This window comes from Bacillus sp. KNSH39 (assembly GCF_052656585.1).
On the sequence record NZ_JBQXYO010000001.1, the window covers coordinates 1 to 12,030 of the forward strand.

Sequence of the window (12,030 nt, forward strand, 5' to 3'; positions counted from 1 at the left end):
GGTATTATCCCCTATAGGTAGACAGTAAAAAAAGAGTCCATCTGATATGATGGACTCAATACTGTTTTATCTGGAGGGGATTTTTTTATGGCAAGAAAAGGACAATCATTTCAAAAATATACAGAAGAACTAAAGCAAGAAGCAGTTCGTCTTCGATTAGAAGAGAGAAAATCATTGCGAGAAATTCGTGAACAACTCGGTGTGAAGAGTGATGCTCAGATTATTGAGTGGGTAAAACGTGCGCAACAGGGGGAGTCCTTTGAGGATCAACGTGGTGTCTGGAATCGAAAGAATTTTAATAGTCTAGAAGAAGAAAATGCTTATTTGAAGGCGCAGGTTGAGTATTTAAAAAAGCGCAATCCAAATCTACACGGGAAGGAATGGTCCTAAAGAAAGAACGATTTTCTCTTATCGATTCATTACGCCAAGCCTATCCACTTCGATGGCTGTTTCAAATCGCGGAAGTTTCTAAGGCTGGCTACTATAAATGGCGGAAATATCATAACGTAGAGCGTTTACGTCAGAAAAGGGATATGTGGCATAAAGAACATATTTTATCTATTCATCGTCAGCACCCTTACTATGGGTATAAACGCATGACTCGTGCTTTAGCTCGAGAAGGAATGGTAATGAATCATAAACGTGTTCGCCGTCTCATGAGAGAATTAGGCATCCAATCTATCATCCGGAAAAAACGTCCATTTTACGGAAGGAAAACATCGGTGATATTTAAAAATCATTTGAACCGAGAGTTTCAAGCGGACAAACAAAATCAAAAATATGTAACGGATATTACTTATGTACGAATTGGAGACCAGTTTGCTTATTTGTCAGCCATGTTAGACCTATATAACAATGAAATTGTCGCTTGGAAGCTATCTCGAAGAAATGATTTAGATTTGGTTTTAACTACATTACAACAATTAGAGGGGAAATCCTTATCCATTAAGCCCCTTTTACATTCAGATCAAGGGTTTCAATATACATCAAAATCTTACGCAAAGCAGTTAGAAAGATTAGGATTTGTCGGTAGTCATTCTAGACGTGGAAACTGTTTTGATAATGCGTGTATCGAATCATTCTTCTCACATTTAAAAACAGAGAAGTTGTATTTAGTGCGCCCAAAAACATATGAAATGGCTTATCAAGCAATTCAAGAATATATTCAATTCTATAATACAGAAAGGTTCCAAGAAAAACTTCACGGCCTTTCCCCGATAGAATATCGGGAAAAGGCCGTGGCATAATACTCTTTTTATTACTGTCTACTTGACAGGGAGATGACCATCTCCTTCTGTTTTTTTATGCAGAAATAAATCATACTTTTTGTAATTGGAAGTTTTGAAATTTTGGAAGAGGATGTGTATGATTGAAGTTTAATAGTAAATAGCAAGTTTAGTAAGGAGAGACAGCATGAGTATAATTAAAACGAAAAATGAAATAGAGTTAATGCATGAATCGGGAAAATTACTTGCTTCATGTCATAGAGAAATTGCGAAGATGATGAAACCAGGTATTACTACAAAAGAAATTAATACGTTTGTTGAAGCATATTTAGAACAGCATGGTGCAACGTCTGAGCAGAAAGGGTACAACGGATATCCATATGCGATATGTGCATCTGTAAACGATGAAATGTGTCATGCGTTTCCGGCCGATGTTCCTTTAACTGAGGGTGATATTGTAACAATTGACACGGTAGTAAACTTAAATGGGGGTCTTTCAGATTCTGCTTGGACGTATAGAGTTGGAAAAGTTTCTGATGAAGCAGAAAAGTTGTTGTTAGTAGCTGAGAATGCTTTGTATAAAGGAATTGACCAGGCGGTAATTGGTAATCATGTAGGAGATATTGGCTATGCAATTGAAAGTTATGTAACAAATGAAGGTTTTTCTGTTGCAAGAGACTTTACGGGACATGGAATCGGTAAAGAGATTCATGAAGAACCAGCAATTTTTCATTTTGGGAAACAAGGACAAGGACCTCAGTTACAAGAAGGAATGGTAATTACAATTGAACCGATTGTAAATATAGGTATGCGATATTCTAAAGTAGATTTAAATGGGTGGACTGCACGAACGATGGACGGGAAATTATCAGCTCAATATGAGCATACAATTGCGATTACAAAAGATGGGCCAATCATTTTAACGAAGTTGTAATTGGAAATGAAAGAGTTTGCAAAACTCGAACAAAAATAGTAGTTTTTAAAAATTTGTACGTGTTTTTTCGATAAATGCTTTTCAAAGCATAAAAAGTACGTTATAATCCTTCTATAAAATAAATAGTTAGCTACACTCATATAATCGCGGGGATATGGCCTGCAAGTTTCTACCGAAGTACCGTAAATACTTTGACTATGAGTGAGGACGAATATAATTGCTTGTTTAGCATTCTTTTTTTGCGAAACTCCAAAAGCGCGTCTCTCACTTGTAACGAGTGGTGGTGGCTTTTGGAGTTTTTTTATTGCATAAGAGGGGGAACAAACATGAAAGTATTACAAGAAAAGATTTTGAACGAAGGAAAGGTTTTATCTGGTGACGTATTAAAGGTAGATGCTTTTTTAAATCATCAAATTGATCCAGTACTTATGCAAGAAATCGGAAAAGAATTTGCTAAACGTTTTAAAGAAGAGAACATTACAAAAATCGTGACGATTGAATCTTCAGGCATTGCACCAGCAGTTATGGCTGCATTAGAGCTTGGTGTAAAAGTAATTTTTGCACGAAAACGTAAATCGTTAACGTTACAAGATAATATGTACGTTGCAAACGTATATTCATTTACAAAACAAGAAACAAATGAAATTTCATTATCTCGAAATCATATCGATGAAAATGATCGCGTGCTAATCATCGATGACTTTTTAGCAAACGGTCAGGCTGCTTTAGGTTTAATGAGTTTAGTAGAGCAAGCTGGAGCGAGTATTGCAGGGATTGGAATTGTTATTGAAAAAGCATTTCAAGATGGAGGAAAGAAGCTTCGTGAACAAGGCGTTCGTGTTGAATCACTAGCAGAAATTGCATCACTTGATAACGGCACAGTTACATTTGTACAGCAAGAAACTGCGGAGGTGAAATAAACGATGAAGCAGCATCCATTTAAAATTGCATCGCTTGGTATGCAGCATATGCTTGCAATGTATGCTGGAGCAATTATCGTTCCGCTTATTGTGGGCGGTGGACTTGGTTTAAATCAAAAAGAGTTAACATATTTAGTCTCAATTGATTTATTAATGTGCGGCGTTGCGACAATTTTACAAGCATTATCAAATCGCTTTTTCGGTATAGGACTTCCCGTTGTACTTGGTTGTACATTTACAGCCGTTGGACCGATGATTGCGATTGGAAAACAATACGGTGTGTCTTCAATTTATGGAGCAATTATTGCTGCTGGGTTATTCGTTGTTATTTTTGCGAAATTATTTGGAAAACTTGTAAAACTGTTTCCACCTGTTGTAACAGGATCTGTTGTTACTGTAATTGGAGTTACACTTGTTCCAGCAGCAATTAATGACATGGCTGGAGGAGTAGGAAGTAAGGATTTCGGTAGTCTTGAAAATTTAGCATTAGCATTTGGTGTGTTATTATTTATCATCATTATGTATCGTTTCTTTGATGGATTTATTCGTTCAATCTCTATTTTACTAGGTCTATTGTTCGGTACTATCGTTGCAGCGTTTATGGGGAAAGTAAGTTTGCAAGCGGTTGGAGAGGCGGATTGGTTCCACGGTATTCAACCATTTTACTTTGGTACACCAACATTTGAATTAACACCAATTATTACGATGATTCTCGTTGCTTGTGTAGGGATTGTAGAAGCAACGGGTGTATACTTTGCATTATCTGATATTTGCAATAAAAAAATCGGTGAAAAAGAATTAACAAAAGGCTATCGCGCAGAAGGATTAGCGATGGTGTTAGGTGGCATTTTCAACGCGTTCCCATATACAACATACTCTCAAAACGTAGGACTTGTTCAATTAACTGGAGTAAGAAATCGCGTTATTATTTATACTTGCGGTGGTATGTTAATCGCACTTGGTTTCATTCCTAAAATCGCAGCTATTACAACAATTATTCCGAAATCAGTACTGGGCGGTGCGATGTTAGCGATGTTCGGTATGGTTATGGCATATGGTATTAAAATGTTAAGTAGCGTTGACTTCGGAAGACAAGAAAACTTATTAATCGTTGCATGTTCTGTCGGAATTGGGCTTGGCGTAACAGTCGTTCCTACACTATTTTCACAACTCCCAGAAAGCATTCGTATTTTAACAGATAACGGAATTGTACTTGGAAGTGCGTCAGCAGTACTTTTAAATATCGTATTTAATATGGTGCCGCAGCGCAAAGTGAAAGTAGAAGAAGAGCCAGTATCTATGCAAAGTGCAGTAAGAGAAGCGTAAAAAAGCAAGGTCTCGTTATGAGACCTTGCTTTTCTTTTTAAGTGGCATCATTTTCCCGTAAGTACCAAGACGCCAAATGTACTCAAGTGGTCCGTATTGGTAATGTGAAAGCCACCAGCGGCTAATAAAGATTTGTAACGTGTAGAAACTAATGCAGAATAGTGGTCCAACCCATAGTGGAGCCAGATAATCATTTTTAAACAATAGCCCGAATACAAGTAATGTAACAATTGTATGCGAGATGTAATTTGTTAATGCCATTCGTCCAACGTATTGGAATGGACGTAATAACGTTTGCCATTTTTCTTTTTGTAATAAACGCATTAGTGTGAAAATGTAGAATATGAATAACGTTTTTCCGCTAAACATTGTAAAGACCTGCATATAAATTGGTTCATAAAATGGTTTTGATAAGAAGTAACGAACCATGAAGAACCACATTGGTAATGTAAAAAGGAACATAATAATTTGCCATTTTTTAAGCTTTGGATCTAACTCTTTCGCGCGGCGGAAAATATCCTTTTTGCCGGCGTATAAACCAAGTAAAAACAGCCCAACTGTTTCTGGGAGCATAAGTAAATTTAAGCCAATTCCATCAGCGTAAAATGCATGGAAACGATTTTGTATTTGTGACAGCCAGTCTTCTAATGGCATGATAGGTAAGGAAAAACCTAGCTCTTCCTTTGGTACCAATGCAACCGTAATACCAGCCATTAGCATAATGAATTGAAAAATACTCAATAAAACGATAGCCCATATTAAAATAGTACGAGGTTCTCTCTTATAAAATAAAAATAAGAAAAATCCAGCAATCGCATAAGTATGTAAAATGTCTCCGTCCCATAAAAGAACGTAATGTAAGAAACCGAATAATAATAAAATAAGTAAGCGGCGAACAAATAAAATTTTTGGATGATCTGTTTTCGCTTCAGCACGACTCATAAAAATATAAAAACCTAATCCGAATAAAAACGAAAAAATTGTATAAAATTTCGTTTGAATAAACATATCGTAAAATAGGCGAATGTAGCTGTCTATCCCTTCGTAAATTCCTGAAAGATCACGTGAGTCAACCCCGGCGATAACAGGCCAATTCACAAGAAAAATACCTAGTACAGCTATTCCTCTAATAATATCAATGGAGTGTATCCTCTCGCCTTGTGTGAGATTTTGTGTCATTTTTTTCCTCCTTGTTAAGTAACTCCCTTTTATTATACGAAATGTAAGGTGGAGGGGATAGGGGATATTTCCATTTTTTTAAACTGTTAAGTTATGTAGGATGAGATATAATAAGAGTGCACAACAAGTTTTAACCTTTTTCAAAACAGGCAGTAAAGCTCCTTCTTATAAGGAGCTTTCTTTATGAAAAGTGTTGATAATGATTCTCTTTAATGATAAACTGTATTCAAAAGTGATAATCATTATCAAAAAAGGTTGGTGCGTAAGTATGGTATATGCATTAGTAGCAGGTACAGTCGCTGTATATGCAGTTATTGCGAAGTATGTTTTAAATGGAGTAGGAACAGCAAAATGAGTGATATGACATAAAATCCCTTTCATTTGTAAAAAGAATGAAAGGGATTTTTTATTTTTAATGAGAATATGCTGAAAATTTAGTATGATAGTAAAGTGAAACTGTAATCAATGGGTAGGTGTAACTCTCACTGGTTATGAGCTCGCAAATAGCGGGGAAAAGTATATACATCTTGGATAAAGGGGAACAAGGGGATGACAAACATAGTACAGACAAACGGTATGAAAAAACTTGTTTGTTTTTATGAAGAGTGGCAAAAACACGGCGATGCAGAGAATAGTTTAAAGTTGTTTGAGGTAATTCAAAAATATAAACAAGAACAGCTTATGATAGCGTTCTGCGGTCACTTCTCTGCAGGGAAATCAACGATGATGAATCATCTATATAAAGCGCAGTTGTTACCGACAAGTCCAATTCCGACAAGCGCTAACGTTGTCAAAATTGAAAAAGGAATGGATCGTGTTGTTGTAACGGTTAAATCTGGAGAGCAGTACGAATATGACGGTGCATATTCAGCAGAAGAATTAAAACAAATTTGTAAAGACGGCGATGAAGTAATTGGTGTTCATATTTATCGAAACGACGCGCCGATTCCTGAAGGGGTTATGTTAGTTGATACACCAGGGATTGATTCAACAGATGATGCCCATCAATTAGCGACAGAGTCGACACTTCATCTGGCAGATGTCATTTTTTATATGATGGATTATAATCACGTCCAATCGGAAGTGAATTTACAATTTGTTAAAGAATTGAAACAACGTAATAAAACGGTTTATCTCGTTGTAAATCAAATAGATAAACATAAAGAAAATGAATTATCGTTTGAGAATTATAAAGATAGTGTAAAACAATCATTCTCTAACTGGGATATTGAAGTAGATGGTGTTTATTATACGTCATTACGAATGATGAACCATCCACATAATGAAATTAGAAGCTTAGAAGCGTTAATTACTTCTATTATGAAAGAAAAAGAGCAGTATGTAAGGACTGGAATGGAGCGAGAAACAGAATATTTAATGGGAGAACATTTCTCGTTTATTGTTTCTGAAAATGAAAAAGCTCTCTTGAAATATGAGGAAGAGTTAGCATCACCACTTTCTATTTCAGAGGTAGTTGAAAAGAAGGAAGAGTTAACGGAAGCGAAAAATCGTGAGGCAAGTAAAGAATCTTATGTGAGAAATGAATTTATAAAAGGTTTACAAGCTATATTAGATAACGCATATTTAATGCCGTTTGAAATGAGAGAATTGGCAAATGCATATTTAGAAACGAAATTAACAAAATTTAAGGTCGGTTTGCTATTTGCGAAAGGAAAGACGGAGCAAGAAAAACAAAGACGTGTAGAGGCGTTTTATTCTGCCCTTCAAAAGACTGTTGAAACGCAGCTTGATTTTCATGTGAAGGAATTTATTGTAGCCTTCTTAAAAGAAGAAGGATTGTTCACGGAGGAAATTGGGAAAGACATATATGGGTTAGAAATTGCTTTCGGACCAGAAATGTTGGCTGAAGTAATTAAACAAGGCGCAGGTTTCACAGGTGATTACTTACTTCTTTATACAGCGGATGTAGCGAATGAACTGAAGAAACGTTATTTTATAAAAGCGCAGCAAATTTTTGATAAAAGTGCGGTCGTTTTAAAGCAAAAGGTGAGAGAAGCAGTTGCTCGTATTGAAGAAGAGATTGAAACATATACGATGCTGCAAACGGCGAAAGAAACACAATTACAATACAGTAACAATTTGGAGGCATATGAAGACTATTTACGAAATGTTTGGCACGATCATGTTGCTACGCCTGAAGGGCTGCAAATAGATGAGATATTGCAAAGGGAAAAGCAAATTGTTAGTGAGAAATTTACACTACAAGAGCAGGAAATCGTAAGCGATAACGTAGCGGTTCATGAAGAAGAGCTGAAAGGAACGGCGGCTTTAAATATTCAGCGGATATTAGAGAAAGTGAAAAAAGCTGAAACGATATTAGAGCCATTGCCAGCGCTGAAACATGTACAGCAAGAGGTAATAGAGAAAAGAAGACGTGTGGAAACAAAACAATTTACAGTAGCGTTATTCGGGGCATTTAGTGCTGGAAAATCATCATTTGCCAATGCCTTACTCGGTGAGAAAGTACTTCCTGTATCACCAAACCCGACGACGGCAACGATTAATCAAATTTTGCCGGTTACAGAGGAAAAACCACACGGAACAGTAATTGTTCAGTTTAAATCAAAGCAAGCGTTATTAGAAGATATGAAAGCTGTTTATAAGCTGTTTCATTATGAGATTGCTACGTTAGATGAAGCGTTAGCACAAATTGATAAAGTTATGAAATATCCTTCACCAACTGGGAAGCAAAAAACAACATTTAGCTTTTTACGAGCGGTACAAAAAGGATATGATGCAGTTTCTACTTATTTAGGAGAACAAGTACAAGTTACATTAGAAGAGTTCTCTGATTATGTAGCGAATGAAGAGAAATCATGCTTCGTTGAGTATATGGAACTTTATTATGATTGTGCTTTAACAAGGCAGGGAGTAGCGCTTGTAGACACACCTGGAGCGGATTCTATTAATGCTCGCCATACGGATGTTGCATTCCAGTATATTAAAAACGCAGATGCTATTTTATTTGTAACATATTATAATCATGTATTCTCTCGTGCTGACCGTGAATTTTTAATTCAGCTTGGTCGTGTAAAGGATACTTTTGCCCTTGATAAAATGTTCTTCTTAATTAATGCGGCGGATTTAGCAGAGTCTGAAGAAGAACTTGAAATGGTAAAAGGTTATATCGCAGATCAGCTGCTGCAATACGGTATTAGAAATCCGCGTTTATTTGCAATTTCAAGTTTATGTGCGCTTGAAGAGAAACAAGGAAAGAATGTTGAAAAAGAGAAGTATGGTATTTTACAAAACTCTGGGATTACGAAGTTTGAGGAATCATTTACGTCCTTTATGATGAGAGATTTAATGCTTGTTTCTGTGCATGCTCTATATGGTGCTTTGCAAGGGGCAGATCAGCTTTTAGTAAACATGATAAAGGGTGCAAAACAGGGGAATGAAGAGAAAGAGAAGCAAACGAAAAAATATGAAGCAGAGCGTGATCAACTACTTCATATCATTTCATCATATAGTGTACTTGCTGAAGAACAGGCGATGCAAAATGAAGTGAAAGAGTTGCTTTATTACGTGCAACAGCGTCTATTCCTACGCTATAACGATGTGTTTACTGAATTTATTAATCCGGCGTCACTTCGAACGGATGGAAATGTGAAAACACAATTGCAACAGTGTGTTATGGAATTAGTAGCATTTATTCAGCATGATTTATTGCAAGAAATGCGTGCGACATCATTACGCCTTGAAAAATGGATAGACGAAGCGATGAAGCGTGCAAAGGACGAAATTGTAGTGAACTGTAAAGTAGAAAATGAATCAATTTCTATGAATGGAACAGTGGAGTATGAATATAAAGATATTACACATAAAGAACCGTTCCCTTCAGTTGAAATAAAAGATTTCAAAAAAGCACTGGCACATTTTAAAAATGAGAAAAGCTTTTTTGAAAAGAATGACAAAGCTTTTATGCAAGAAGACGCTAAATCTGTATTAGAACCGTTCGTATCAAACTATGTAGCTGATGAAAAAGATTTATTTGTTCATCATTATAAGCAAGAGTGGGATATGAAGTGGAACTTATTCCAAAAAGTGATGCAGCAAGATGTGATGAACTATTATGAAAGTATATTGTTTGCATTGGCTGAAACGATCGATGTATCTCTATATGAACAAAGTAAAGAACAATTGCAAAAGCAGTTAGTAGAGATTGAAAAAGAAATTTATGTTATATAGTCGTTATGAGAAAAAGATTCGTTCAATTTTCTTTTGCAGTACAGTATCTAAAGATTTTACAAATCCAGCAAATTCATCGGTAGAAATCATATGAGTAAGAACGAGTCGTCTGCCATCTGGTGTTTCACCGCATAAGACGAATGAAGAAAATTCATATGTTTTGTTTTCAACTACTAATTTTGGATAGGAATACGTGTCGCTTTTCTTCTTCTTTCCATCAATAGAGATGACGTTGCATTTTTTCTCATTGTTGTCCATGGTGAATCCCTCCTTTCTATTACTTATGGTAGACAAGGAGGGTTTAGAACAATAGAGAAGGGGGAATTTTTTATGTCTGTTGTAATAGAACGTATTCCAAAAGAGGCTATACCGAAGTCTTTATTGCTACTTGCTGATCCAAGTGAACGGCAAATAGCTACATATGTACAAAGAGGATTAACATACGTAGCTAAGCAGGGGGGGAGCGTTATCGGTGTATATGTTCTTTTGGAAACAAGGCCAAAGACGATGGAAATCATGAATATTGCGGTTGCAGAGCATTTACAAGGAAAAGGGATTGGGAAGAAGCTATTAAGGCATGCTGTAGAAACTGCTAAAGGATATGGTATGTCAAAACTTGAAGTTGGTACAGGCAATTCTAGTGTTTCACAACTTGCTTTATATCAAAAATGTGGATTTCGTATTTTTTCTATTGATTTTGATTACTTTTCGAAGCATTATGAAGAAGAGATTATTGAAAATGGGATTGTATGTCGTGATATGATCCGGCTTGCAATGGAATTGAATAAAAACGTATAACTATTTAGGGGGAAGAGAAGATGGAAGTACATAAAGCAATTACAGCACATTCTCGTAAACAAAATGAAAGTGTAAAAGCATGTTTACAATTAGATGCACAGCGTGAAGCGGCTATTGAAGCTGCCGTATCTCTTGCGTCAAATGGGAAAGAATTTTCGGTTGATGTCATTAATGTTGTAACGAAGCAAATTAATGATCTTGCAAAAAATGGTGTTACCTTGCAGCGTAAATATGTTACAGAAGAAATGGTTATGGAGTATGTAAGTCGTTTGAAAGAGAAAGAAGGTCGTTAAAGATGATAGTTACAGTCGAATGGTTACGTGAGCATATAGAAGATGAGAATGTCCGTATAATCGATTGTCGTTTTGATTTAGCGAATCCTAATTGGGGTAGAGAAAAGTATGAAGAAGGACATATTCCTCATGCGTTATATTTTGATTTGAATTTAGATTTATCAAGTCCTATAGCAGAACATGGTGGCCGCCATCCTTTACCAAATATTGAGGAGTTTGCAGACAAGCTTTCGGAGGCTGGTATTGATGAGCATACGACAGTAATTGCGTATGACAGTCAAGCCGGTGCAAATGCTGCTCGTTTATGGTGGTTATGTAACTATGTAGGACATGAGAAAGTATATATATTAGATGGTGGTTTCCCCGCTTGGAAAGAGAATGGACTACCGACAACAGCGGAAATTCCTGTTGCTATACGAAAAACATTCAAAGCTAATATACAAGATCATATGCTTGTAACGATGGAAACGGTCAGAGAGAATATCCGTGCAGGTGCGGATGTTACATTAATTGATTCAAGAGAGCCGAAACGTTATGCTGGTGTAGAGGAACTTGTCGATCATAAAGCAGGACATATTCCAACAGCGGTAAACCATTTCTGGAAGGATGGAATGTTGCAATCAGGACAATTTAAGAATGAAGCTGGGCAACAAGACCGATTCCAAAATCTGTCGAAAGATAAGGAAACAATTGTATATTGTGGTTCTGGTGTTACGGCATGTCCAAATATCGTTGCATTAAAATTGGCTGGATTCCAAAATGTAAAATTGTATGCAGGTAGCTGGAGTGATTGGATTTCTTATCCAGAAAATCAAATTGCAAAAGAAGAAGATTAATCACTTGCATGCAAAAATAATTTGTATTAAAATAAGGTCACAAGCAAGAGATTGCTCGAAAAACTTTGTATTTTACACATTAGAAACAATGTGATAATATAACGACAAGTAAATAATACATCCTGCGGTGTGCGTAACTTATTTATGTCTAAAACCGATGTTAGTTATACGGAAGCTCAATATTTAGCGACCATCATCAAGCCTTCCTTGTGGAGGAAGATGTACGGTAACTGTGAGGGCATCCACCTGCGAGTAGCGGGTTTTTGGACATTTACGAGGAGCGGCACGTGCGGGGGTCTTATTTCAACT

Annotated in this window: 11 protein-coding genes, 1 other RNA gene and 1 riboswitch; of the genes, 10 read left to right on the plus strand and 2 right to left on the minus strand. The window is 36.3% G+C overall.

Annotation, left to right across the window (positions count from 1 at the left end):
* Positions 1-87 precede the first annotated feature (87 nt).
* From ACUL40_RS00005 to pbuX, 4 genes are all read left to right on the plus strand, one after another.
* A protein-coding gene (locus tag ACUL40_RS00005; RefSeq protein WP_445423132.1) for an IS3 family transposase occupies positions 88-1,247 on the plus strand; the annotation gives its coding sequence in 2 pieces (ribosomal slippage) (positions 88-346 and positions 346-1,247; 1,161 coding nt in all).
* Between the two features lie 166 nt (positions 1,248-1,413).
* A complete protein-coding gene (locus ACUL40_RS00010; RefSeq protein WP_000022487.1) occupies positions 1,414-2,160 on the plus strand; it encodes a type I methionyl aminopeptidase in 747 nt (248 codons plus the stop codon).
* Positions 2,161-2,276: 116 nt separating this feature from the next.
* Positions 2,277-2,378: riboswitch (purine riboswitch) on the plus strand.
* A 108-nt stretch (positions 2,379-2,486) separates the two neighbouring features.
* Positions 2,487-3,080, plus strand: coding sequence for a xanthine phosphoribosyltransferase (locus ACUL40_RS00015; RefSeq protein WP_000866483.1), 594 nt, complete (start codon positions 2,487-2,489; stop codon positions 3,078-3,080).
* A 3-nt stretch (positions 3,081-3,083) separates the two neighbouring features.
* Positions 3,084-4,406, plus strand: a complete 1,323-nt coding sequence (gene pbuX, locus ACUL40_RS00020; protein WP_000809213.1) for a xanthine permease PbuX — start codon at positions 3,084-3,086, stop codon at positions 4,404-4,406.
* A gap of 15 nt (positions 4,407-4,421) precedes the next feature.
* On the opposite strand, the gene ACUL40_RS00025 is transcribed toward pbuX, so the two are convergent.
* The gene (locus ACUL40_RS00025) at positions 4,422-5,585 is read right to left on the minus strand and encodes a DUF418 domain-containing protein (RefSeq protein WP_000193191.1); all 1,164 of its coding nucleotides are present in this window, start codon (positions 5,583-5,585) and stop codon (positions 4,422-4,424) included.
* 199 nt (positions 5,586-5,784) lie between these two features.
* Between ACUL40_RS00025 and ACUL40_RS00030 the strand changes: the two genes are divergently transcribed.
* Positions 5,785-5,940 (plus strand): hypothetical protein, encoded by a 156-nt coding sequence (locus tag ACUL40_RS00030; protein WP_000600125.1) that lies wholly within the window; start codon positions 5,785-5,787, stop codon positions 5,938-5,940.
* 194 nt (positions 5,941-6,134) lie between these two features.
* Positions 6,135-9,794: a dynamin family protein gene (locus ACUL40_RS00035; RefSeq protein ID WP_063220805.1), complete on the plus strand. Its 3,660-nt coding sequence runs from the start codon at positions 6,135-6,137 to the stop codon at positions 9,792-9,794.
* 3 nt (positions 9,795-9,797) lie between these two features.
* Here ACUL40_RS00035 and ACUL40_RS00040 read toward each other — a convergent pair whose 3' ends face one another.
* Positions 9,798-10,052, minus strand: a complete 255-nt coding sequence (locus ACUL40_RS00040) for a DUF3931 domain-containing protein (RefSeq protein ID WP_000369740.1) — start codon at positions 10,050-10,052, stop codon at positions 9,798-9,800.
* Between the two features lie 72 nt (positions 10,053-10,124).
* On the opposite strand from ACUL40_RS00040, the gene ACUL40_RS00045 reads away from it, so the two are divergent.
* The 4 genes from ACUL40_RS00045 to ssrS all read left to right on the plus strand — a co-directional run bounded on the left by ACUL40_RS00045 (position 10,125) and on the right by ssrS (position 12,020).
* Positions 10,125-10,592, plus strand: coding sequence for a GNAT family N-acetyltransferase (locus tag ACUL40_RS00045; RefSeq protein WP_000117689.1), 468 nt, complete (start codon positions 10,125-10,127; stop codon positions 10,590-10,592).
* 20 nt (positions 10,593-10,612) lie between these two features.
* On the plus strand, positions 10,613-10,885 hold the full coding sequence (locus tag ACUL40_RS00050) for a YpbS family protein (RefSeq protein ID WP_000451818.1): 273 nt from the start codon (positions 10,613-10,615) through the stop codon (positions 10,883-10,885).
* A 2-nt stretch (positions 10,886-10,887) separates the two neighbouring features.
* On the plus strand, positions 10,888-11,721 hold the full coding sequence (locus ACUL40_RS00055; RefSeq protein ID WP_074047849.1) for a sulfurtransferase: 834 nt from the start codon (positions 10,888-10,890) through the stop codon (positions 11,719-11,721).
* Positions 11,722-11,837: 116 nt separating this feature from the next.
* Positions 11,838-12,020: non-coding RNA, 6S RNA (gene ssrS, locus ACUL40_RS00060), on the plus strand.
* The last annotated feature ends 10 nt before the right edge of the window (positions 12,021-12,030 follow it).

Coding starts and splice junctions, on each gene's coding strand:
- ACUL40_RS00030 (WP_000600125.1), top strand. CDS start 5,785: ATGATTCTCTTTAATGATAAACTGTATTCAAAAGTGATAATCATTATC.
- ACUL40_RS00055 (WP_074047849.1), top strand. CDS start 10,888: ATGATAGTTACAGTCGAATGGTTACGTGAGCATATAGAAGATGAGAAT.
- ACUL40_RS00040 (WP_000369740.1), bottom strand. CDS start 10,052: ATGGACAACAATGAGAAAAAATGCAACGTCATCTCTATTGATGGAAAG.
- pbuX (WP_000809213.1), top strand. CDS start 3,084: ATGAAGCAGCATCCATTTAAAATTGCATCGCTTGGTATGCAGCATATG.
- ACUL40_RS00010 (WP_000022487.1), top strand. CDS start 1,414: ATGAGTATAATTAAAACGAAAAATGAAATAGAGTTAATGCATGAATCG.
- ACUL40_RS00050 (WP_000451818.1), top strand. CDS start 10,613: ATGGAAGTACATAAAGCAATTACAGCACATTCTCGTAAACAAAATGAA.
- ACUL40_RS00045 (WP_000117689.1), top strand. CDS start 10,125: ATGTCTGTTGTAATAGAACGTATTCCAAAAGAGGCTATACCGAAGTCT.
- ACUL40_RS00025 (WP_000193191.1), bottom strand. CDS start 5,585: ATGACACAAAATCTCACACAAGGCGAGAGGATACACTCCATTGATATT.
- ACUL40_RS00015 (WP_000866483.1), top strand. CDS start 2,487: ATGAAAGTATTACAAGAAAAGATTTTGAACGAAGGAAAGGTTTTATCT.
- ACUL40_RS00035 (WP_063220805.1), top strand. CDS start 6,135: ATGACAAACATAGTACAGACAAACGGTATGAAAAAACTTGTTTGTTTT.